The following is a 22919-nucleotide window of genomic DNA, read 5'->3' on the forward strand; positions in this document are numbered from 1 at the left end:
GTGTGGTCCTATCGGATCATCGCGCCCTATCAATTCGAACGGACTGCCATCCCAACGAAGACCGCGGACGATCTCTCGGATCGTCAAGTGCTGCTGCGCTTTCTGGCTGCCGGGGTGTGCGGTAGCGATCTGCCCGCGTTCCGCGGCACCCGGGGCCGCCTGCCCGGTGACGACGGGCGCAGCGCGGCGGAGAAGGACGGCTTCCCCATCCACGAGGTCGCGGGGGAGGTGATCGCCAGCCGGCACCCCGAGCATCGTCCGGGTGACCTGGTGGTGGGCTGGGCATCAGGCTTCGACGGGTTGATGGAATGCGTCATCAGCAATGGTGACGGTCTGGCACCGTACGACCCGGCCCTGGAACCCGCGCAGGCGGTCGGCCTGCAACCGCTGGCCTGCGTGCTGTATGCCTGCGAACAGCTGCCGGACTTGGCCGGACGGCACGTCGCGATCATCGGGCAGGGATCGATCGGGTTGTTGTTCTCCTACGTCGCCAAAGCGGCCGGCGCGCGACGCGTCACCGGAGTCGACCCGGTGGATCGCGAAAAGCTCTCCCGCACATTCGGAGTCGACGACACGGTACGCGCCACCAGCGATAGGTGGGTGAGCCAGCTCGTCGCCGCCGACCGCGCCGACGTGGTGATCGAAGCGGTCGGACACCAGGTGGCCACCCTCAACCACGCGATCGCTGCCACCGCCCCGGGCGGAACCGTGTTCTACTTCGGCGTGGCCGACGACGACGCCTACCCGATCAATATGCGCGGCATGTTGCGCAACAACTTGACCTTGAAATCCGGTGTCACACTGGATCGCCGGCGCGTCCTGGAGGATGCCGGCAAGTTCGCCGCCCAACACCCGGATCTGCTCGAGGCTTACCTGACACACACCTTCGCGGTCGACGACGTGCAGGGCGCGTTCGACCTCGCCTGCCGCCCGATCCCCGAGCGAATCAAGATCGCGATCGCCCAATGAGCATCTTCCAATCCGACGTGCGGCGCCCCATCTTTGGCGGCTGGGTCACCGGGCCCACCCTGATCGGACCCGAGGAGTTCGCCAAGGCCGGCTACGACTACGTCGGATTCGACACCCAGCACGGCTATCTCGATGACGCCGACGTCGCGCGCATCCTGCGCCGTCTCGAACACGTCCCGATTGCCACCGCGGTGCGGCTGCCCGATGCCGACCCGGCGCCGATCGGCCGGGTGCTCGACGCCGGGGCGGACGCGGTGATCATCGCGATGATCGAATCGGCAAACCAGGCCGCGGCAGCGGTCGCTGCCACCAGGTTTCCGCCCTCCGGCGTGCGCAGTTTCGGCCCGCTGCGGACCAGCCTCGGACACGACCCGACGGCGCTGGAATCCCGCGCAAGCGTGTTCGCCATGATCGAGACCGCCGCAGCCGTATCCGGCATCGCGGAGATCTGCGCTGTCGCGGGGCTGACCGGAATCTATGTGGGGCCGGCCGATCTGGCGATCTCGATGGGGGTAGACGTCGTCGGGGCCTCCAGGAATCGGCAAGTGCTGGACGCGATCGCCCGGATTCACCGCGTGGCCACCGATGCCGGCCTGGTCACCGGCATCCACGGCAGCGACGGCCCAACGGGTAATGCATTGGCCAAGATGGGATTTCAGATGATCACCCTGGCGGCCGAGTCGCAGGCGCTGCGCCGCGGTGCAGCCGAACACCTGCGCGAAGCGGCCGCGGAATGAGCCGCGTCGCATTTGTCACCGGCGCCGCGGGCGGACAGGGCTCAGCGATCGCCAAAAAGCTTCGTGGGCAAGGTTATTACGTGGCAGTCGGGGATCTGAGCGTCGACGAGATCGATACCGATGCCGCGGATTTGACGGTCCCGCTGGACATCACCGATCCCGCGCAGTGGGACGCCGCCGTGGCCGCCACCGTCGACCGGTTCGGTGCGCTGACCGCCCTGGTGAACAACGCCGGGGTGTTGCACCGTGCCGCGCTGGCCGACGAGACCGTCGAAGACTTCGAGAACTCCTGGCGGGTCAACTGTCTGGGCGCGTTCCTGGGCATGCGCGCCGCGCTCGCGCCGCTACGAGAGGCCGAAGGTGCCGCGATCGTCAACATCTGCAGCACCGGGGCGATCCGGCCCTTCCCGCAGCACTGCGCCTACGGTTCGGCCAAGTGGGCGCTGCGTGGTTTGACCCAGACGGCGGCCGCCGAGCTCGCGCCGGACGGTATCCGCGTCAACGCGGTGTTCCCCGGCCCGGTCGCCACCCCGATGCTCGACGAAAATATTCAGCAGCGGCTGGCCGCCGTCGCGATGTTCGGGCGACTCGGCCGACCCGCCGAGATCGCCGACGCGGTGGCCTTTTTGGTGTCCGACGCGGCCTCCTTCATCACTGGCTCGGAACTCGTCGTCGACGGTGGCCAGTGCCTGCAGATCCGATGAGCGCGACGCAGTTGCAGGCCGTCGACCGACTGCATCCGGCCCTGCGGGCCGTAGCGGTCACCCGAACGGTCTTCACCGCCGAAGCCATCCCGCTGATCCGCGAATCGATGAACCAGCGGCGCGCCGACATCGCCGGGGACACCGCCGGGGTGGCCATCGAGAACACGCTCGCCGCGGGCGTGCCGGTGCGCATCTATCGGGGCGGCCCGGCGCCGGCGCCCGCCCTCATCTACTGCCACGCAGGTGGTTTCGCACTGGGTAACTTGGACACCGACCACCGGCAGTGCATCGAACTCGCCCGCCGCGCACGGTGTTCGGTGATCTCGGTCGACTACCGGCTGGCGCCCGAGCATCCGTTCCCGGCCGCGCTCGAAGACGCCGTCGCCGTGCTGCGGTGGGTAGCCGACAGCGCGACGCAGCTGGAGGTAGACCCGGCGCGGCTGGCCGTCGCGGGTAGCAGCGCCGGTGCCGCGCTGGCCGCCTGCCTGGCGCACGGCGCCGCCGACGGAGTGTTGCCGCCGTTGGTGTTGCAGCTCCTGCATCAGCCTGTCCTGGATGACCGCAGCACCGCGTCCATGACGGAGTTCCGCGCCACCCCGGCCTTCGACGGCGAGGGTGCGCAGTTGATGTGGCGGCACTATCTGGCCGGCCAGGCCCCGTCGGCGGCATCGGTCCCCGCCCGTCGTGACGAATTGACCGACCTGGCACCGGCATTGGTGACGTGCGCCGAGATCGATCCGTTCCGGGACGAAGCGGTCGAATACGCGCTGCGGATGCTGCGCGCTCGGGTCGGCACCGGCCTGCACGTGTTTCCCGGCGCCTGCCACGGATTCGATTCGCTGTTGCCGGAATGGTCGGCCAGTCAACGACTTTTCGCGCTGCAGGGCGATGCGCTGACAAAAGCCTTTTACCCGGATTAAGACGTCTCGCTGGGTGGGCGTGGCCCGGGAAGCTGCAACAGCAACCTCGCGCCGCCGAGCGGACTGGCGTGCAGAGAGGCTGTGCCGCCGTGTAATTCGGCTTGTTGTGCCACCAGAGCCAGGCCGAGGCCCGAGCCCGAATGCGACGCCGTCGAACCGCGGGAGAACCGGTCGAAGACCGTATGGCGTTCGTGCTCGGGTACCCCGGTGCCGTCGTCGTCGATCGCGATCTCCACGCCGGCACGGGAACTGACCGCCGACAGTTGCACCCGGTCCGCGTGGCCGTGCTTGACCGCGTTGGCGATCGCGTTGTCCACCGCCAGCCGCAGACCGGTGGGCAGACCCAGCATCAGCAGCGTCGGGGAAGGTAGCAGCGATACCGTCAGCTCGGGGTAGCTGCGCTCGGCGTCATGCGCGGCGCGATCCAGCAACTCGGTGATGTCGACCGGCACGAAGTCGTCGGTGGTGATGGTCTGGCCCTGGGCGAGCCGTTCCAGTGCGGACAGGGTTGCTTCGATGCGGTTCTGGGTGCGCAGCACGTCGGCCATCACCTCTTCGCGCTGCTTGGCGGGCAACTCCAGCGTGGCGAGCACTTCGAGGTTGGTCCGCATCGCCGTCAGCGGGGTGCGCAACTCGTGGGAGGCGACGGAGGCGAAGTCGCGGGCCGAGTCCAGGGCATTCTTGGTGCGCTGCTGTTCGTCGCCGATGCGGGCCAGCATGCCTTCGACGGCCTCGGCGATCTCGACCGCCTCCCACACCCCGCGGACCTGGACCTCGTCCGGTTTGGATTGTGCGTTGATGGCCCGGGCCTGCTGGGCCAGCAGCCGGAACGGGTTGATCATGATCAGCCACATCACGCTGCCCACCAGGAAGGTGCCGACGATCACGCTGCCGCAGATCAGCAGCACGCGCAGGTGCAACCGGTCGATGCGGTCCTCCGCCTGCGCCAGCGGCGCACCCAACGCGACGGTGGCGTTGCCCGCGGTGAAGGTGCGCACCCGATAGGGGACGCCCTTGATGGTGGTGGTGACGTACCCGACCGGCAACTCGGGAAGGTCGATGCCGCTGGGCACCGTCGTGGTCTTACCCCCCACCCGCACGGTGCGGACCACGGTGTCGTCGGCGGCGGGCCGCTCGGAGCCCGACTGCGCCGGGCTCTGCAGCAGCGTGCTCACGTCGCCCAGACTGCTCACCGAGTCGAGTCGGCGATCCAACTGGCTGTACTGGTCGTTGGTGACGCCGACCCATACCCAGGTGCCCAACAGGATGACCAACGCGATCACCGACATCGCCGCCACGATCACGATGGTGCGCAGCGACACCAGCGGCAGTGGCAACCGCAACAGCCGATATACCCGATCGTTGATCGACATGTCCTGATCCCCGTCAGAAGGTGATGAGCTGACGCACCGCGGTGCCGTCGGCCAGGTTGTCCATCGCCTCGTTGATCGCGTCCAACTGGATCGTCGAGGACACCAGCGATTCCACCGGCAGCCGGCCCGACTGCCACAACGACACGAACCGGGGAATGTCGCGACTGGGCACCGCCGAACCCAGATAGCTGCCGATCAGCGAGCGGCCCTCGGCGACAAAACCCAACGGCGACACACTGATTCGCGCGTCCGGTGGCGGCAGCCCGACGGTCACGGTGCGCCCGCCCGGCGCGGTGAGTCCGATCGATGTCTGCAGCGCAGCGGGATGACCGACGGCCTCGACGACGACGTCGGCTTTAACCGCTGCCTCGTCGGCCTGCTGCGGTGTGTATGTCTGGTGGGCGCCCAAACGAGTTGCCGCAGAAAGCTTTTCCGCCAGCTGATCGACAGCGATGACGCGGACGTCGGGAAAGGTCAACGCAGTGAGCACCGCGGCCATGCCGACCCCGCCGAGCCCGACGACGGCGACCGACTGGCCCGGTTGCGGATTACCCACGTTGAGCACCGCACCGCCGCCGGTCAGCACCGCGCACCCCAGCAGCGCGGCGACCCCGGCCGGCACGTCGGGCGGTACCGCGACCGCACTGGCCGCGTTGACCACCGCGTGCGTGGCGAAACCCGAGACACCCAGATGGTGATGAACCGGATGCCCGTCCCGGGACAACCGCATCCCGCCACCCAACAGCGTGCCGGCATTGTTGGCCGCGCTGCCCGGCTCACACGGTGTCAGCCCCTGCGTCGCGCAGGCTCGGCAGTGCCCGCAGCGCGGCAGGAACACCAGCACCACCCGCTGGCCGACGGTCAACCCGTCCACGCCGTCGCCGAGCGCTTCGACGATCCCGGCCGCTTCGTGGCCGAGCAACATCGGCACCGGCCGGACCCGGTTGCCGTCCACCACCGAGAGGTCGGAGTGGCACACCCCCGCCGCCTCGATGCGAACCAACACCTCACCCGCTCCGGGAGGATCGAGGTCCAGGTCGGTGACGGTGATCGGGCGGGATTGCGCGTACGGCCGCGGCGCACCGATCCGCTCGAGTACCGCGCCCCGGATCGCAGACATGTTGGAATACAACCATGAGTTCCGTGCCGCCCGCTGTACCGGCTGGGCGGGATGACCTGACCAGCAGCGACTTCCCGGTGCTGTGGCCGGTGCGCACCCGCTGGGCCGACAACGACATGTTCGGCCACCTCAATAACGCCGTCTACTACCAACTGTTCGACACCGCGATCAACGGCTGGATCGCCACCGAGGCCGGTGTCGACCCGCTCACCATCCCCGAGTTGGGCATCGTCGCGGAGTCGGGCTGCCGATACTTCGCCGAGCTCGCTTTTCCCGACGAACTGACGGTCGGACTGGCGGTCGCCCGGCTGGGCCGCAGCAGCGTCACCTATCGACTGGGGGTATTCCGGGCCTCGGATTCCCCGCAACCGATCGCCGCGCTGGGCCACTGGGTGCACGTCTATGTGGACCGCGCCAGCCGCCGGCCCGTCCCGATTCCCGAGACGATCCGGCCGTTGCTGGCCGCCTGCACCGATTGATCACGGGCGGCCACCAGTATGCTTCGCCAATGCCAGTTTTGAGCAAGACGGTCGAGGTCAGCGCCGATGCTGACGCCATCATGGGCATTGTCTCCGACATCGAGCGCTACCCGGAGTGGAACGAAGGCGTCAAGGGCGCGTGGGTCCTTGCCCGCTATGACGACGGCCGCGCCAGCCAGGTGCGCCTCGACACCTCCGTGCAGGGCATCGACGGCGTCTACATCCACGCCGTGTACTACCCGGGCGAGAACCAGATTCAGACCGTGATGCAGCAGGGTGACCTGTTCACCAAGCAGGAGCAGCTGTTCAGTGTGGTGGCCACCGGCCCCAGCAGCCTGCTGACCGTGGACATCGACGTCGAGCCGAGCATGCCGGTGCCGCCGCCGATGGTGAAGATGCTGCTGAACAACGTGTTGGATCAGCTCGCCGCGAACGTCAAGCAGCGCGCCGAGCAGCTGGCCGGTTAGCCCGCGCCGGCGCGCATGTCCGAGCTCAGCGTCCGCCAAGCGGCTCCGGAGGATATCGGGTGGATCGCCGATCTGCTTGTTGCCGTTGATCTTTGCGAGCCCGAGGGGCTGCACGCGAGAGTCCGGCAATCGATCGAGCACTCTCCCGAGACCTGCTTGGTGGTCCTCGATGACGCAGACTGGGTGGGCGCGGCGCTGGCTGTCTTCAACGGTTTCCACGTCTTCCTCAGCCACATCGCCGTCAGCGTCGAGTGTCAGCGGTCCGGCGCCGGAAAGGTATTGCACGAAGCGCTCGTCGATAGGGCGCGACTGCTCGGGGCCAGGGGAGTCATCGCGGACTCCAGGCTCACGTCGACCGCCTTCTTCTATCGGCTCGGCTACCGGGTGCCTGGCGCAGTCTTCCTCATCCGCAGTCTGCGGTAGCCCGCTACCGCTCCCGGAATATCCCGGTCCGGTCCAGCGCCTCCGTAAGCCGCTGGCCGGCGTCGGTGAATTGCCACACCGTGTGCTCGACCACGGCGGCGGCGTCCCGGCGGCGTAGCGCGGCGATCAACTGCAGGTGATTGCCGACCGCGGCCTCGCCCCACTGCGGGTCGGCGGCATACATCTGCGCCGGCATGTACCGCGCGGCGTTGAGCAGGAACCAGGCCAACTTGATCCGCCCGCTGGCCTGGTTGAACACGCGGTGGAACGCGAACTCATAAGTGGCGATGGCCTCGGCGTCGGCCGCGGCGACGGCCGCGGCCAGCAGGTCGTTGATGCGTTCCAGCTCGGCGATCTCGACCTCGGTGATGCGGCCGGTGGCGGTGGCCGCCAGCTCCTGGGCAATCGTGGCCTGCAGCCAGAAGATGTCCTTGATGTCCTGTCGGGTCAGGGCCAGCACGACGTGGCCGCGGTGCGGCTCGAGTTGAACCATGCCTTCGCCGCGCAGCTTCACCAGGGCTTCACGCACCGGCGTGATGCTCACCCCGAGTTCGGCGGCGGTCTCGTCCAACCGGATGAAGGTGCCCGGACGTAGGGTGCCGGACATGATTGCGGCGCGTAGGTGGCCGGCAACCTCGTCGGACAGCTGTGACCGACGTAGCGGCCGCCGGCGTCGTGCCTTGGACGACGCTGCCGGCGAGGGTGCGTTCACGTGGGCCTGCCAGGCCTTTCAGGCGCTTATCGGTCTCGTCTCGGGTGTGTTGCTGGGCCTTGTTAATGGCTCCCATGCCCGTTAATGTGACCCAGACAACACATGTTTTATCAAATATCACCGGAACGCAAGCGGTGCGTATGTGACTAAACAGAAGGCGTGAAAGGAATTGAGTTGACCGCGCAACTCGCCGGCCATGCTACCCAGGCCTATGCGCACGAGCAGCCTTACCTGTCTCGTCGGCAGAACTGGGTCAACCAACTCGAGCGGCACGCCATGATGCAGCCGCAGGCCACCGCGCTGCGCTTCCTGGGCAACACCATCACCTGGGCCGAGCTGCGGCACCGCGTCGCGACGCTCGCCGGAGCCCTGAGCCGTCGCGGGGTGGGATTCGGCGACCGGGTGATGGTTTTGATGCTCAACCGCACCGAATTCGTCGAGTCGGTGCTGGCGGCCAACATGCTGGGGGCCATCGCAGTACCGCTGAATTTCCGGCTGACCCCCACCGAGATCGCGTTCCTGGTCGAGGACAGTGGAGCGCGGGTGATCATTACCGAAGCGGTGCTGGTACCGGTGGCCATCGGCGTCCGCGACATCGCCGCGCTCCTTGAGGCCGTGGTGGTGGCAGGTGATGCGGACGGCGCGACGACTGACGACCGAGCCCATTTATATGAAGACCTGATGAGTGAGGCGGGCGACCCGGCGGTACTCGTCGACGTCCCGAACGAGTCACCGGCCCTGATCATGTACACCTCGGGCACCACCGGCCGGCCGAAAGGCGCGGTGCTCACCCACACCAACCTGACCGGTCAGACGATGACCATGCTCTACACCAACGGAGTGGACCTCAACAACGACGTCGGCTTCATCGGTGTCCCGCTCTTCCACATCGCCGGAATCGGCAATTTGCTCGGCAGCATGCTGCTCGGCCTGCCCACGGTGATCTACCCGCTCGGTGCCTTTGAACCCGGACAACTGCTCGACGTGCTGCAGGCCGAGAAGGTCACCGGCATCTTCCTGGTCCCCGCGCAGTGGCAGGCGGTGTGCTCAGAGCAGCAGGCCCGGCCGCGCGACCTCCGGTTACGGGTGATCTCGTGGGGCGCGGCCCCGGCGCCGGATGTGTTGCTGCGCCGGATGTCTGAGATGTTCCCCGGCACCCAGGTACTGGCCGCCTTCGGGCAGACCGAGATGTCACCGGTGACGTGCATGCTGTTGGGCGACGACGCGACACGCAAACGCGGGTCGGTGGGCAGGGTGATCCCGACGGTCGCCGCCCGAGTGGTCGACGACGACATGAACGACGTACCGGTGGGTGAGGTAGGCGAGATTGTCTACCGCGCAGCGACCCTGATGAGCGGCTACTGGAACAATCCCGGCGCCACCGCCGAGGCGTTTGCCGGCGGCTGGTTCCATTCCGGGGACCTGGTGCGCATGGACCACGACGGCTACGTGTGGGTGGTCGACCGCAAGAAGGACATGATCATCTCCGGGGGGGAGAACATCTACTGCGCCGAGGTGGAGAACGTCTTGGTCAGTCATCCCCGGGTCATCGAAGCGGCCGTCATCGGGCTCAGCGACGACAAATGGGGTGAGGTGCCGATCGCGGTAGCCGCTGTAACAGAAGACCACCTACGCATCGAAGAGCTAGATGAGTACCTGACCGAGCGGCTCGCGCGGTACAAGCACCCCAGGGCGCTCAAGATCGTGGACGCCTTGCCTCGCAACGCCGCCGGGAAAGTGCTCAAAACTGAGCTGCGCTTGCGGTACGGGACACCCAATGGATGCGAAAGCGATTCTGCGACAGAAGGATCGATCAATTGAGAGGAAAGCGGACGGGACTCAAGATGTTTGCCAGGTGCTGACGAAGTGTCAATTGTCGCGTTGCGGTACACACGGGAGCAACCATCGGGTACATTCCTGTGGTCTCAGTTACTACCTGCGGGTAGGAAGCGCTGGGTCACACACACAGGCTCGGGGCTAGGAGGAGGCGTGAACCGAAATCCGCCGCACCGTTCCGGTGCGATCGGTCCCGCTCTCCCAGGGCGTTGGTCTGTGAGGGGGCAGCAGTGACGACATCCTCCCGGCCCCAACTCGTCAGCTACGTCCGCGATCAGCTAGAGACACCGCTGACCATGGTCGGCGGCTTTTTCCGCATGTGCGTGCTTACCGGCCGGGCCTTATTCCGCCGGCCGTTCCAGTGGCGGGAGCTGATTCAGCAGTGCTGGTTCATCATGCGGGTGGCCTTGCTGCCAACCATCATGGTGTCGATTCCGCTGACCGTGCTGCTGATCTTCACCCTCAACGTGCTGCTTGCGCAGTTCGGTGCCGCGGACCTGTCCGGCGCGGGCGCAGCGATCGGTGCAGTGACCCAGTTGGGTCCGCTGACCACGGTGCTGGTCGTCGCCGGTGCTGGCTCCACTGCTATCTGCGCCGACTTGGGCGCCCGCACCATCCGCGAAGAAATCGATGCGATGGAGGTGCTGGGCATCGACCCGATTCACCGGCTAGTTGTACCCCGGGTGATCGCTGCGACCGTGGTCGCCACCCTACTCAACGCCTTGGTGATCACTGTGGGTCTGGTCGGCGGCTACCTGTTCGGCGTGTATCTACAAAACGTGTCCGGTGGCGCTTACCTGGCCACGCTGACCACCATCACCGGCCTTCCCGAAGTGATCATCGCCATGGTCAAGGCCGCGACGTTCGGACTGATCGCGGGTCTGGTCGGGTGTTACCGCGGGTTGACCGTAAGTGGCGGCTCGAAAGGGCTGGGCACCGCCGTGAACGAGACCGTCGTGCTGTGCGTGGTCGCGCTCTACGCCGTCAACGTCATCCTGACCACGATCGGTGTGCGCTTTGGGACAGGACGCTGAAATGTCGACAGCTGCGGTAGTCCGGTCCCGGTTCCCCAGGGCAGTCGAGAATTTCAACAAGTATGCAGGCAGCTTCGGGCGTGGGCTCAACGAGACCGGCGAGATGGCCTGGTTCGTCCTTCGCAGCATCGGCCTGGTCCCCCAGACGCTTGCGTCGTACCGAAAGGAGACGCTGCGCCTGATCGCGCAAATCGGTATGGGTACCGGTGCGATGGCTGTGGTCGGTGGCACTGCGGCGATCGTCGGCTTCGTGACCTTGTCGGGTAGTTCACTGGTGGCCATCCAGGGTTTCGCGTCGCTGGGCAACATCGGTGTCGAGGCATTCACCGGCTTCTTTTCCGCGCTGATCAATGTGCGTATTGCCGGGCCCGTAGTGACCGGCATTGCGCTGGCGGCCACCGTCGGCGCCGGTGCCACCGCGGAGTTGGGCGCCATGCGAATCTCCGAAGAAATCGATGCGATGGAAGTAATGGGTATCAACTCGATCTCGTACCTCACCTCCACCCGCGTAGTCGCGGGGCTGGTAGTGATCATCCCTCTCTACGCGCTGGCAATGATCATGTCCTTCCTGTCCCCGCAAGTCGTGACCACCGCACTGTACGGCCAGTCAACTGGCACCTACGAGCATTACTTCCGGACGTTCCTTCGGCCCGAGGACGTCTTCTGGTCGTTCTTGGAAGCCATCATCATTGCGTTGATCGTGATGGTGACCCACTGCTACTACGGGTACAACGCCGGCGGGGGACCTGTCGGCGTCGGCGAGGCCGTCGGTAGGTCCATGCGGTTCTCGCTGGTTTCAGTGCAGATAGTTGTCTTGTCCGCTGCGTTGGCGCTGTATGGCGTCAACCCCAACTTCGCACTGACGGTGTAGCGCCATGACTGGTCCAGGCAGACAGAACAAGATGCCGAGCACCCCCTATAAGACCATCGGCATCAGCGCGCTCGTGGTGCTCCTGCTGGTGCTCTCGCTGGTATACATACAGTTCCGCGGCGGATTCACGTCCAAGGACAAAGTGACGATGTACTCGGAGCGGGCCGGCCTGGTGATGGACCCGGGCTCCAAGGTCACCTACAACGGCGTCCAGATCGGCCGCGTGGGCAGCATCGAAGAGGTAACACGCAACGGCAAGCCGGCCGCGAAATTCACCCTGGAGATCTACCCGCAATACCTCGGCCCCGACGGCGTGGTCCCGGAGAACGTGGACACCCAGATCAAGGCGACCACCGTGTTTGGCGGCAAGTACGTGTCGCTGACGACGCCGAAGGACGCCAACGGCCAAATCGTCTCGCGGGGTCACCTATCGGCCAAGGGCACCATCACCGCGTCCGCGGTGACCACCGAAATCAACACCGTTTTCCAGACGCTGACCTCAATCTCTCAACAGGTGGACCCGGTCAAGCTGAATCTGACGCTGAGCGCAGCCGCGCAAGCCCTGACCGGACTGGGCGATCGGTTCGGCCAGTCGGTCGTCAACGGCAACGCCATCCTCGACGACATCAACCCGCAAATGCCGCAGGCCCGCCGCGACATCCAGCAATTGGCAGCGCTCGGCGACGTCTACGCGAACGCCGCGCCCGACCTGCTGGACTTCCTCAACAACTCGGTGCCGACCGCGCGCAGCATCAATGCCCAGCAACGGGATCTGGACCAGGCGCTGCTGGCGGCCGCCGGGTTCGGCAACACCGGCGCCGACATCTTCGAGCGCGGTGGACCGTATCTGGCCCGCGGCGCTGCAGACCTCAGGCCCACCGCCGAACTGCTCGACACCTACAGCCCGGAGCTGTTCTGCACGTTGCGCAACTACCACGACGTCGAGCCGACGGTTCGTGCCTTCTTGGGCGGCGACGGTTACGCGCTGAACAGCCGCACGGAGCTACTTTCCGCGCTGGGTGGGCTGCTGAACCCGGTGTCGCTGGTGCCACTGCTGCTTTCAGCGGTCGGTGGGTTGGCCGCCGGCCTGGTGGGTGGGGCGCCGAACCCCTACATGTACCCGGAGAACCTGCCGCGGGTCAACGCGCACGGTGGGCCGGGCGGCGCCCCGGGTTGCTGGCAGCAGATCACCCGCCAGCTCTGGCCGGCGCCGGAATTGGTGATGGACACCGGCAACAGCATCGCGCCGTACAACCACTTGGATACCGGTTCGCCCTACGTGACTGAGTACGTCTGGGGCCGTCAGGTAGGGGACAACACGATCAACCCATGAAAATCACCGGGACGTTAGTCAAACTCAGCATCTTCGCGATCGTGCTGCTGATCTTCAGCGTCATGATCATCGTGGTTTTCGGTCAGATCCGTTTCGACCGGACGAGCAACTACTCCGCGGAGTTCAGCAACATCAGCGGGCTGCGTAACGGGCAGTTCGTACGGGCCTCCGGCGTGGAGATCGGCAAGGTCAAGAACGTCGAACTGCTCGACGGCGGCCGGCGCGTCAAGGTTGATTTCGACGTCGACCGCACGATCCCGCTGTACCAGTCGACGACCGCCCAGATTCGCTACCTTGACTTGATCGGTAACCGTTACTTGGAGTTGCGGCGCGGCGAAGGTGACGGCGCGGACAAAGTGATGGCGCCCGGTGGCTTGATCCCGCTGTCGCGGACGTCGCCGGCGCTGGACCTGGACGCGCTGATCGGCGGTTTCAAACCGGTCTTCCGGGCGCTGAACCCGGACAAGGTCAACGCTATCGCGTCGTCCCTGGTCACCGTTTTCCAGGGGCAGGGCGGCACCATCAACGACATCCTGGATCAGACCGCGTCGCTGACCTCGCAACTCGCCGAGCGCGACCAAGCCATCGGTGAGGTGATCAAGAACCTCAACACGGTACTGGACACGACCGTTCGGCACCGCAAGGACTTTGACCAGACGGTCAACAATCTCGAGGTGTTGATCACCGGGTTGAAGGACCATAGCGACGGCCTGGCAGGCGGAGTGGCAAACATCAGCAACGGTGCCGGGACGGTGGCCGACCTGCTGGCCGAGGACCGGTCTTTGCTGCACCGCACTGTCAACTACCTCGATTCCGTGCAGCAGCCAATCATCGACCAACGTCAGCAGTTCAGCGACTTCCTGCAGCACGTGCCGCCCGCGTTGAACCTGATTGGCCGGTCTATCGGGTCCTACGGAGACTTCGTGAACTTCTACTCCTGCGACATCAGCCTTCGGCTCAACGGCTTGCAGGCCGGCGGTCCGGTGCGCACCGTCCGGCTCTTCCACCAGCCGACAGGAAGGTGCTCGCCGCAATGAGAACGCTGGAGCCCCCCAACCGCTTGAAAATCGGACTGATGGGCATCCTGGTGACGCTGCTGGTCATCGGGGTTGGCCAAAGCTTCACCAGTGTGCCGATGTTGATGGCAAAGCCGTACTACTACGGGCAGTTCACCGACACCGGCGGCATCAACAAAGGCGACAAGGTGCGCATCGCCGGCATGGATGTCGGCAAGATCGAGGCAATCAAGATCGACGGCGACCACATCGTGATGAAGTTCCAGATCGGCACCCAGAGCATCGGCACCGAAAGCCGCCTGCAGATCCGCACCGACACGCTGCTGGGCAAGAAGATCTTGGAGATCGAGGCGCGCGGCAATCAGCCGTTGCGCCCCAACGGCGTCCTTCCGCTCGGTCAAAGCACCACGCCCTACCAGATTTACGATGCCTTCCTGGACGTCACCAAGGCGGCACGCGGCTGGGACATCGACACCGTCAAACAATCACTGCATGTGCTCTCCGAGACGATCGACCAGACTTACCCTCAGCTGAGCCCCGCGCTGGACGGGGTGTCCCGCTTCTCTGACACCCTCGGCAAGCGTGACGACGAACTCAAGCACCTACTCGCCCAAGCCAATCAGGTGGCCAGTGTGCTCGGCGACCGCAGCGAGCAGGTGGACCGGTTGCTGGTCAACGCCAAGACGTTGCTGGCCGCGTTCAACGAGCGGGGTCGTGCGATCGACGCATTGTTGGGCAACGTCGCCTCCTTCTCGACCCAGGTGTCCGGTCTGATCAATGACAACCCCAATCTCAACCACGTACTGGAGCAGTTGCGCACCGTCAGTGACCTGTTAGCGGAGCGCAAGCAGGACGTGGCCAATGCCCTGCAGATGGTCGGCGGGTTCCTGCCGTCGCTGAACGAGTCGATCGGGTCCGGTCCGTTCTTCAAGGTCGTGATCCATAATTTAGTCCCCGGCCAGCTCATCCAGCCGTTCATCGACGCCGCATTCAAGAAGCGCGGCTTGGACCCGGAGAATTTCTGGCGCAGCGCCGGGCTGCCGGCTTACCGGTTCCCCGACCCCAACGGCACCCGGTTCCCCAACGGCGCCCCGCCGCCGGGACCGCGGGTTCTGGAAGGCACCCCGGACCACCCGGGGCCGGCCGTGCCGCCGGGTTCGCCTTGCTCGTACACCCCGCCGCCGGACGGCGTCCCGACGCCCCAGAACCCGCTGCCCTGCCTGGGACTCAACGTGGGTCCGTTCGGTGGAATAGGCTTCCCCGCGCCATTCGACGTGCAGTCCTCGCCGCCCAACCCGAACGGGGTGCCATACGTGCCGGGTCTGCCGATAGCCGGACGGCCGGGCGAACCGGCGCCGGAGGTGCAGGGCACCCCCGTGCCGATACCGCCGAACAGCCCGCCGGGTTCGCGCACCGAACCGCTGGGACCGGCCGGCCCGGTAGGTCCGCCATCGACCTTCGCGCCCGGGCTGCCCCCGGGCCCGCCGGCACCACCCGGGCCGGGGGCTCAGTTGCCGGCTCCGCTTATCAATCCCGGTGGATCCGGTGGCAGTGGCGCAGCGGGAGGTAGCCAGAATTGAGCACCATCTTCGACGTCCGCAACATCCGGCTACCGAGGATGAACCGGGTGACAGTCATCATTGGCGCGCTGGTGGTGATCCTGGGACTCGTCGCCGCGTTTGTGGGATGGAAGTTGTACATGAGGTTGACGACCAACACGGTGGTCGCCTATTTCTCCGAAGCCAACGCGCTTTATGCGGGCGACAAAGTCCAGATCATGGGCCTGAAGGTGGGCCGGATCGACAAGATCGAACCGGCCGGCGACAAAATGCGGGTTACCTTTCACTACGAGAACCAGTACAAAGTGCCGGCGAATGCGTCGGCGATGATCTTGAATCCCACGCTGGTGGCGTCCCGGGCGATCCAGCTAGAGCCGGCGTACAAGGGTGGCCCGGTGCTGGCCAACAACGCGGTCATCCCGATCGAGCGCACCCAGGTTCCGGTCGAATGGGACGAACTGCGCAACAGCATCACAAACATCATCTCCAAGCTCGGTCCGACCAATGAGCAGCCGACGGGTCCGTTCGGCGAGGCGATCAACTCCTTCGCAAACGGTCTCTCCGGCAAAGGCCGGCAGCTCAACTCCACGCTGGACAACCTTTCCAAGGCGTTAACGGCGTTGAACGAAGGGCGCACGGACTTCTTCGCCGTGGTCAAGAGTCTGGCGCTGTTTGTCAACGCGTTGCACCAGGACGACAAACAATTTGTGGCGCTCAACCAGAACCTGGCTGATGTCACTGGTCGGCTGGCCAGCACCGACGGTGCGCTGGCCGCAGCGATCCGGCAGTTCGATGAGTTACTGACCACGATTCGGCCGTTCCTGGACAAGAACCGCGAGGTGTTGACCCACGACGTCAACAACCTGGCCGACGTCACCAATACCTTGCTTCAACCGGAGCCTTACAACGGGCTGGAGACCGCATTACACGTCCTTCCGACGGCAGCAGCCAACATCAACCAGATTTATCACCCCTCGCACGGTTCGGTGGTCGCTATCCCGGAGATCACCAGCTTCGCCAACCCGATGCAGTTCATCTGCAGCTCGGTGCAGGCCGGTAGCAGGTTGGGATATCAGGAGTCAGCGGAACTGTGTGCGCAGTACTTGGCGCCGATCCTGGACTCGATCAAGTTCAACTACTTACCCTTTGGCCTGAACGCCTTCAGCACTGCGGAGGTGTTGCCCAAGATGGTCGCTTATTCCGAGGAACGGTTGCGTCCTCCGCCTGGTTACAAAGACACCACGGTGCCCGGGATCTGGGTGCCCGACACCCCGTTGTCGCACCGCAATACTCAGCCGGGATGGGTGGTCGCCCCGGGTATGCAGGGGCAGCAGGTGGGACCCATAACCGCGGGTCTGATGACACCGGAATCGCTCGCCGAACTGATGGGTGGACCCGACATCGGTCCGATCCAGTCGAACCTGCAGACCCCGCCGGGACCGCCCAACGCTTACGACGAGTACCCCGTTGTCCCGCCGGTGGCGTTGAACGCTCCGGTACCCGTCCAGCCGCCCCTGCCGGGGCCGAACGTAATCCCTGGTCCGGTCGCTCCGACACCAGCTGCGCCGGGCCCGCCACCAGCGCCGGTGGGCGCCCCGCTGCCGGCTGAGGCAGGAGGCAACCCGTGACCGAGTCAGGCGTGCTCCGGAGGTTCCGTCGCGGGGCCTGGCAGGTGTCGGTGCTGCTCATGGTGGCATTGATGCTCAGTTCGTGCGGGTGGAAGGGCATCTCTCAGGTACCCATCCCAGGCGCGCCCGGCAGTGGCGACGGAGCGTTCGTCGTCTACGCCCAGGTGCCGGACACGCTGGCCATCAACGGGAACAGCAAGGTGATGGTCGCCGATGTCGAGGTGGGTTCGATCCGCAAAATCGAACTGAAGAACTGGATTGCCACCCTGACGCTCGGGTTGAAGAAGGACACTAAGCTTCCCAGGAACTCGCTGCTAAAAATCGGCCAGACCAGCCTGCTGGGCTCGCAGCATGTGGAGTTGCTTGCTCCGGAGCGCCCGCAGGGGCAACTGAAGAACGGCGACACCATCGCACTGCGGAACTCGTCGGTATACCCGAACATCGAGCAGACACTGGCCGTAGTCTCGCTGATCTTGCGTGGCGGCGGCATCCCCAACCTGGAAGTGCTGCAGAACGAGGTCTACGCCATCTTCAAGGGTCGCGGCGAACAGATCAGAGGGTTCCTGGGCAAACTCGACACCTTCACCAGGCAGCTCAACGAACAGCGAGATGACATCACGCACGCCATAGATTCCACGAACCGGTTGCTCAGCTACGTGGGCAACCGCAACGATGTGCTGGAGCGGGTACTCACCGACTTCCCGCCGCTGATCAAGCACTTCGCCGACACCCGGAATCTGCTGATCAACGCAGTGGACTCGGTCGGCCGGTTGAGCGGGGTCGCCGCGCAATATCTGTCGGAGGCGCGCGGCAACCTGCACAGCGACCTCCAATCCCTGCAGTGCCCGCTGCGGGAACTGGGCAAGGGCTCGCCGTACCTGCTGGGTGCGCTGAAACTGATCCTGACCCAGCCGTTTGACGTCGACTCGGTGCCTAAGACCTTCCGCGGTGACTACCTCAACATCAACGCGGTACTAGACGTCACGCTCAGTTCGGTGGACAACGCGGTGCTGAGTGGAACAGGGTTCTCGGGCCTGCTGCGAGCGATCGAGCAGTCCTTCGGGCGCGACCCCGAGTCGATGATTCCGGACATCCGATACACGTCGAACCCGAACGACGCCCCGGGTGGGCCACTGGTGGAGAGGGCGGAGCGAGGCCAATGCTGACACCCTTCATCAAACGCCAGTTGCTGTTGTTCCTGACCTTGACAGTGGTCGCACTGTCGGTGCTGGGTATCTACTACCTACAGGTGCCCACCCTGGTCGGCATCGGGCGCTACGAACTGAGCGCGAACCTACCTGCGTCAGGCGGCCTGTATCCGACGGCGAACGTGACATACCGCGGCATCACGATCGGCAAGGTCGACGAGGTCGAACCGACAGCCTGGGGCGCTCGGGCAAAGCTGAGCATCGACAGCCGTTACAAGATCCCGATCGATGCGGTGGCGAACGTGCACTCCGTCTCCGCAGTCGGTGAGCAGTACCTGGATCTGGTATCGGACGGCAACCCGGGGAAGTTCTTCGCGTCCGGTCAGACCATCACCAAGGGCACCGTGCCCAGCGAGATCGGCCCGGCGCTGGACACCGCCAACAGAGGCCTCGCGGTGTTGCCGAAGGAGAAAATTCCGGTGCTGCTCGACGAGACCGCCTTGGCCGTGGGCGGACTGGGTCCAGCGTTGCAACGGTTGGTGGATGCCACCCAGGCGATCGTCAGCGATTTCCACACGCAGATCGGAGACGTGAACGACATCATCCAGCACTCCGGTCCGATCCTGCAGAGCCAGGCGACCTCGGGCGACGCTATCCAGCGGTGGTCGCACAACCTCAACGTGCTGGCAGCCCAGAGCGCGGCCGAAGATCAGCATCTGCGCAGCGTGCTGACCCAGGCGGCGCCGACGGCGGACCAGCTCAACTCGGTATTCACCGACGTCCGGGAATCACTGCCGCAGACGTTGGCCAACTTGGAAGTCGTGTTCGAGTTGCTCAAGCGCTACCACAAGGGCCTCGAACAGGTAGTGGTGTTTCTGCCACAGGGTGCGTCGATCGCGCAGGCGGTCGGAACTCCGTTCCCGAACTATTCCGACTTGGACCTAGCGCTGGCGATCGGCCAACCGCCGCCGTGTCTGACGGGGTTCATCCCGCCCGAGCAGTGGCGCTCGTTCGCAGACACCAGCGTGCAACCGCTGCCGGTCGGGACCTACTGCAAGATCCCGATGGACACTCCGGCCAACAGCGTGCGTGGGTCACGCAACATTCCATGTGTCGATGTGCCCGGCAAGCGGGCCGCCACGCCGAAGGAATGCCGCAGTACCAAGCCGTACGAGCCGGCGGGCACCAACCCCTGGTACGGCGACCCAAATCAGCTGCTGACCTGCCCGGCACCCGCGGCGCGATGCGACCAACCGGTGAAGCCGGGTCTGGTGGCGCCCGCACCTTCGGTGAACAACGGACTAAATCCGCTGCCGGCGGACCGGCTACCACCGGGCGGCCTGACTCCGCCGCCGATGAGTGACCCACTGACGCGACCCGGTTCGGGCGCCGTGAATTGCAACGGCCAACAGCCCAACCCGTGCGTCTACACCCCTGGACCGCCGTCCGCGGTATACAGCCCGCAGAGTGGTCTGCTGGTAGGCCCAGACGGCGTGAGATACTCCGTCGAGAACTCAACCAAAACAGGAGACGACGGATGGAAGGAGATGCTGGCACCAGCCGGCTGAACCCCATCGACAGGGACGATTCGAGAGGCTCCGCTGCGACGACGGAGGCTACGGAGCTAGCCGAGGTCGAAGCAGATGCGATGGATTCCAAGGCGACGACGGAAGCTCCTGAGGTAGCCGAGGTCGGAGCCGGATCGGCCGACCCGGCCGACGAGGCCAACGCCGCAGCAGAACCCGAGTCAGACGGTTCACCCGAGCCCACCGCCGCGGTCACGGAGCGGCGCCCGTCTCGGGTGAACCGTGCCTGGCTGGCGACTTTCGCGGCGTTGCTGATCATCGCGAGCGGTGCCGTCGGGTTCGGCGGCTACGTCGCGCTGCGCTATCACAAGGACGTTTGGGCGACGACGCGCAACGACGCCGCGGCAATGCAGATTGCCAAGGACTGCGTCGCCGCAACCCAGGCACCGGACACCAACAGCATGGCCGCCAGCGAACAGAAAATCATCGACTGCGGCACCGACCAGTACCGCACTCAGGCTTTGCTCTACAGCAGCATGCTGGTTCAGGCATATCAGGCCGCAAATGTGCATTTGAAGGTGACCGACCTGAGAGCGGCCGTGGAGCGGAACAATCCCGATGGAACGGTCGACGTGCTGGTCGCGCTACGCGTCAAGGTGTCCAACGACCAGGCGCAGGATCAGGAGGCGGGTTACCGCCTGCGGGTGAAGATGGCGCCCACGGACGCCAGCTACAAGATCTCCAAACTCGAACAGGTGACAAAGTGACGGTGGTGGTCGACGACATCGAGACCACGAAGATCTCTCAGGACTTACCCGAGAAAGCACTAGCTCCGTGGCGCGAGCGTGCCGCTGCGTTCTGCGTGGACATGGTGCCGGGATCAGCCGCGGCGATGTCGCTTGGGGCGGTGTCGTTCAGCTTGCCGTCGCGTGGCCCCTGGTGGTGGGTGTGTGTATCGGTGCTGGGCGCAGTCGTCCTGGCGGTGTTGGTCAACCGGTTGCTGCTCCCGATGATCACCGGCTGGAGTCTGGGACGCGCGCTGTTTGGCATCGCGGTGTCGCGGTGCGATGGCGCCGTGCTCAGCCCGTGGCGACTGTTGCTCAGGGAGCTGGCTCATCTGCTTGATACTGCGGCATTGTTCATCGGCTGGCTGTGGCCGCTTTGGGATGCCGAGCGCCGCACTTTCGCCGACCTGCTCACCCGCACCGAGGTACTTCAGGTTGTGCCCCATGAACACCCCGACAAGGTGCGGCAATGGACCGTGCTTACCTTGCTCGTCGCTGCCACGGTGTGCATGGACACCGTCGGAGTCGGGTACGAGGTCGGCTACGCTCCCGCGCGAGCGATGGACCAGACGCGGGCCGAAGTCTCGATACAGGGACCCAAGATGGTCGCACAGATGTTGACCTACGATCCGGCGACATTGCACGACGATTTCGCCCGCGCACTGGCTCTGACCACAGACCGGTATCGCCCCGAATTGGCCGCTCAGCAGCAATCGGTGGAGAAGAGGCATCCTGTCATCAACGAATACTGGGTGACTGCGGCGTCGGTCCTGACCGCCGGCGTGGACCGCGCCACCATGTTGCTGTTTATGCAAGGTCGGCGGGGATCCGGGGAGGCTACCCGCTACATCACTGCCAGCGTTCGGGTGAAGTTCCTCAAAGACCGGCAGAGTCACTGGCGCGTCGACGATCTCGCCGTGCTGGCGAAGCCGAAACCGCCCGGGGGCGAAAGGTGAGCCCGCGCCGCAAATTTCGGCCGGGTGAGCAATCCTTACTGGTTGCACAACCGGTGCCGCCTCGGCACACGGAGCTGCGGATTGTGGCAAGCGCAGCGAGCTTGTTGATGGTTGCCGCGGTAACGCTGTCCACCCTGATGCTGATCAATCACATGCAGCGGGCGCGGCAAGCGGAGCGAGCGGCATCGGCTGTCAATTACGTCAAATGGTTCATGACCGGCTTCACCACCCTTGATCCGTTTCACGCCAACGATTACATCGATCGGGTACTGGGCCAGGCGACCGGGGATTTCCATAAGGACTTCGAATCCAAGGCGAACGAAATCCTCTTGCAGGTCGCCCGCGCTGAGAAATCCTCCGGGACGGTACTGGAGGCCGGGGTAGAACGGTGGAACGACGACGGCAGCGTCACCGTGCTGGTGGCCACCGACGTCACCTCCAGAGCGCCGGACGGCAAACAGGTCTTGGAAAACACCAACCGTTGGTCGGCAACGGCTGAGCAGGAAGGGAATCAGTGGAAGATCAGCAACCTGCTACAAGTGATCTGACCCGCGCAGTCAACGACGACCACACCCAAGCCGAGCCTGCTGCCAACGACGCGACGACGGACGATTCGGACAACGAAACCGGCTCCGCAACAGACGAGGCCGGAGAGGTCGGAGAAACCGCGACGGACGACGAAGCGGGAACCGCCGAGGCGGAGTCCACTACCAACAAGAGGCGGACCGGGCGGTGGGCGGTGGTGGTGGTCGCGCTCCTGAGCACCTTGTTCGTGGGATCCGCGGCTTTCGCCGGGGCGACGGTCCAGCCCTACCTTGCCCAGCGGGCCAACGTCGAGATCAAACTCAAGGTCGCCCGCGCGGCAGCGAATGCGATCACCACGTTGTGGACCTACACGCCGGACAACATGGAGACATTGTCCGATCGCGCCGCCAATTACCTGACCGGCGATTTCGGCGCTCAGTATCGCAAATACATCGATCAGATCGCGGCCCCCAACAAGCAGGCCAAGGTGACCAACAACACCGAGGTCACCGCGGTGGCGGTTGAGACGCTGAAAGGTTCTGACGCCACCGTAATCGTGTACACCAACACCACCACGACCAGCCCGCTGACGAAGAATATCCCGTCGCTGAAGTACCTGGCCTATTTGCTAACTATGAAGTACAACAACGGCCGCTGGAAGGTCATCCGCATGAACACCGTCACCTCGCTGGACGTCACGCCGCACCTGTAGCAGTTCCGGCTTGCGTGAGGCTCCCGCAGTGGTGTCCACACCCCGGAATCCACTCAGGTACTACGTTGACCCAGTTGGCGGTGGCT

General features: G+C 65.1%; 23 protein-coding genes. 20 read left to right on the forward strand and 3 right to left on the reverse strand.

What is annotated here, in order from left to right:
- From AC5Y5Z_RS15435 to AC5Y5Z_RS15450, 4 genes are read left to right on the forward strand one after another with little or no spacing between them, the layout of a single operon-like run.
- Positions 1-969, forward strand: a complete 969-nt coding sequence (locus AC5Y5Z_RS15435; RefSeq protein WP_499926034.1) for a zinc-binding dehydrogenase — start codon at positions 1-3, stop codon at positions 967-969.
- On the forward strand, positions 966-1706 hold the full coding sequence (locus tag AC5Y5Z_RS15440; protein WP_499926036.1) for an HpcH/HpaI aldolase family protein: 741 nt from the start codon (positions 966-968) through the stop codon (positions 1704-1706). The genes AC5Y5Z_RS15435 and AC5Y5Z_RS15440 overlap by 4 nt, the downstream gene beginning before the upstream one ends.
- Positions 1703-2410, forward strand: a complete 708-nt coding sequence (locus AC5Y5Z_RS15445) for an SDR family NAD(P)-dependent oxidoreductase (protein WP_499926038.1) — start codon at positions 1703-1705, stop codon at positions 2408-2410. The genes AC5Y5Z_RS15440 and AC5Y5Z_RS15445 overlap by 4 nt, the downstream gene beginning before the upstream one ends.
- Entirely contained in the window at positions 2407-3330 is a 924-nt protein-coding gene (locus AC5Y5Z_RS15450) for an alpha/beta hydrolase (RefSeq protein ID WP_499926164.1), read from the forward strand. Before AC5Y5Z_RS15445 ends, AC5Y5Z_RS15450 begins: the two co-directional genes overlap by 4 nt.
- On the opposite strand, the gene AC5Y5Z_RS15455 is transcribed toward AC5Y5Z_RS15450, so the two are convergent.
- Positions 3327-4661 carry a sensor histidine kinase gene (locus AC5Y5Z_RS15455; protein ID WP_499926166.1) on the reverse strand — a complete coding sequence of 445 codons (1335 nt, stop codon included), beginning with the start codon at positions 4659-4661 and terminating at the stop codon, positions 3327-3329. The two genes, AC5Y5Z_RS15450 and AC5Y5Z_RS15455, sit on opposite strands and share 4 nt — an antisense overlap.
- Positions 4662-4716: 55 nt before the next feature.
- The gene (locus tag AC5Y5Z_RS15460; protein ID WP_499926040.1) at positions 4717-5823 is read right to left on the reverse strand and encodes an alcohol dehydrogenase catalytic domain-containing protein; all 1107 of its coding nucleotides are present in this window, start codon (positions 5821-5823) and stop codon (positions 4717-4719) included.
- Positions 5824-5837: 14 nt separating this feature from the next.
- Here AC5Y5Z_RS15460 and AC5Y5Z_RS15465 point away from each other — a divergent pair, with 14 nt between their 5' ends.
- Genes AC5Y5Z_RS15465 through AC5Y5Z_RS15475 form a run of 3 tightly spaced genes read left to right on the forward strand, consistent with a single transcriptional unit; the run spans position 5838 to position 7192 of the window.
- A complete protein-coding gene (locus AC5Y5Z_RS15465) occupies positions 5838-6302 on the forward strand; it encodes an acyl-CoA thioesterase (RefSeq protein WP_499926042.1) in 465 nt (154 codons plus the stop codon).
- A gap of 29 nt (positions 6303-6331) precedes the next feature.
- Positions 6332-6769 (forward strand): SRPBCC family protein, encoded by a 438-nt coding sequence (locus AC5Y5Z_RS15470; protein WP_499926044.1) that lies wholly within the window; start codon positions 6332-6334, stop codon positions 6767-6769.
- 15 nt (positions 6770-6784) lie between these two features.
- Positions 6785-7192: a GNAT family N-acetyltransferase gene (locus AC5Y5Z_RS15475; protein ID WP_499926046.1), complete on the forward strand. Its 408-nt coding sequence runs from the start codon at positions 6785-6787 to the stop codon at positions 7190-7192.
- 4 nt (positions 7193-7196) lie between these two features.
- Here AC5Y5Z_RS15475 and AC5Y5Z_RS15480 read toward each other — a convergent pair whose 3' ends face one another.
- Positions 7197-7904 carry a GntR family transcriptional regulator gene (locus AC5Y5Z_RS15480; RefSeq protein WP_499926048.1) on the reverse strand — a complete coding sequence of 236 codons (708 nt, stop codon included), beginning with the start codon at positions 7902-7904 and terminating at the stop codon, positions 7197-7199.
- Between the two features lie 174 nt (positions 7905-8078).
- Here AC5Y5Z_RS15480 and fadD5 point away from each other — a divergent pair, with 174 nt between their 5' ends.
- The 13 genes from fadD5 to AC5Y5Z_RS15545 all read left to right on the forward strand — a co-directional run bounded on the left by fadD5 (position 8079) and on the right by AC5Y5Z_RS15545 (position 22833).
- The gene (gene fadD5, locus AC5Y5Z_RS15485; protein WP_499926168.1) at positions 8079-9725 is read left to right on the forward strand and encodes a fatty-acid--CoA ligase FadD5; all 1647 of its coding nucleotides are present in this window, start codon (positions 8079-8081) and stop codon (positions 9723-9725) included.
- Between the two features lie 311 nt (positions 9726-10036).
- The gene (locus AC5Y5Z_RS15490) at positions 10037-10774 is read left to right on the forward strand and encodes an MlaE family ABC transporter permease (protein ID WP_499926170.1); all 738 of its coding nucleotides are present in this window, start codon (positions 10037-10039) and stop codon (positions 10772-10774) included.
- Between the two features lies 1 nt (position 10775).
- Positions 10776-11645 carry an MlaE family ABC transporter permease gene (locus AC5Y5Z_RS15495; protein WP_499926050.1) on the forward strand — a complete coding sequence of 290 codons (870 nt, stop codon included), beginning with the start codon at positions 10776-10778 and terminating at the stop codon, positions 11643-11645.
- A 4-nt stretch (positions 11646-11649) separates the two neighbouring features.
- Positions 11650-12978, forward strand: a complete 1329-nt coding sequence (locus AC5Y5Z_RS15500) for an MCE family protein (protein ID WP_499926052.1) — start codon at positions 11650-11652, stop codon at positions 12976-12978.
- Positions 12975-14015: a virulence factor Mce family protein gene (locus AC5Y5Z_RS15505; RefSeq protein WP_499926054.1), complete on the forward strand. Its 1041-nt coding sequence runs from the start codon at positions 12975-12977 to the stop codon at positions 14013-14015. Before AC5Y5Z_RS15500 ends, AC5Y5Z_RS15505 begins: the two co-directional genes overlap by 4 nt.
- Complete coding sequence (locus AC5Y5Z_RS15510; RefSeq protein WP_499926056.1) at positions 14012-15574, forward strand: virulence factor Mce family protein; 1563 nt, start codon at positions 14012-14014, stop codon at positions 15572-15574. The genes AC5Y5Z_RS15505 and AC5Y5Z_RS15510 overlap by 4 nt, the downstream gene beginning before the upstream one ends.
- Positions 15571-17181: a virulence factor Mce family protein gene (locus AC5Y5Z_RS15515; RefSeq protein ID WP_499926058.1), complete on the forward strand. Its 1611-nt coding sequence runs from the start codon at positions 15571-15573 to the stop codon at positions 17179-17181. The genes AC5Y5Z_RS15510 and AC5Y5Z_RS15515 overlap by 4 nt, the downstream gene beginning before the upstream one ends.
- A gap of 59 nt (positions 17182-17240) precedes the next feature.
- Positions 17241-18347 carry a virulence factor Mce family protein gene (locus AC5Y5Z_RS15520; RefSeq protein ID WP_499926172.1) on the forward strand — a complete coding sequence of 369 codons (1107 nt, stop codon included), beginning with the start codon at positions 17241-17243 and terminating at the stop codon, positions 18345-18347.
- The gene (locus AC5Y5Z_RS15525; protein WP_499926060.1) at positions 18341-19897 is read left to right on the forward strand and encodes an MCE family protein; all 1557 of its coding nucleotides are present in this window, start codon (positions 18341-18343) and stop codon (positions 19895-19897) included. Before AC5Y5Z_RS15520 ends, AC5Y5Z_RS15525 begins: the two co-directional genes overlap by 7 nt.
- Positions 19867-20622 (forward strand): Rv1363c family protein, encoded by a 756-nt coding sequence (locus AC5Y5Z_RS15530; protein ID WP_499926062.1) that lies wholly within the window; start codon positions 19867-19869, stop codon positions 20620-20622. Before AC5Y5Z_RS15525 ends, AC5Y5Z_RS15530 begins: the two co-directional genes overlap by 31 nt.
- Positions 20619-21596 (forward strand): RDD family protein, encoded by a 978-nt coding sequence (locus tag AC5Y5Z_RS15535; RefSeq protein WP_499926064.1) that lies wholly within the window; start codon positions 20619-20621, stop codon positions 21594-21596. The genes AC5Y5Z_RS15530 and AC5Y5Z_RS15535 overlap by 4 nt, the downstream gene beginning before the upstream one ends.
- Positions 21593-22144, forward strand: a complete 552-nt coding sequence (locus AC5Y5Z_RS15540; protein WP_499926066.1) for an Rv1363c family protein — start codon at positions 21593-21595, stop codon at positions 22142-22144. The genes AC5Y5Z_RS15535 and AC5Y5Z_RS15540 overlap by 4 nt, the downstream gene beginning before the upstream one ends.
- Positions 22111-22833: a mammalian cell entry protein gene (locus tag AC5Y5Z_RS15545; RefSeq protein ID WP_499926068.1), complete on the forward strand. Its 723-nt coding sequence runs from the start codon at positions 22111-22113 to the stop codon at positions 22831-22833. The genes AC5Y5Z_RS15540 and AC5Y5Z_RS15545 overlap by 34 nt, the downstream gene beginning before the upstream one ends.
- The last annotated feature ends 86 nt before the right edge of the window (positions 22834-22919 follow it).

Source organism: Mycobacterium sp. NGS29, from assembly GCF_059812965.1.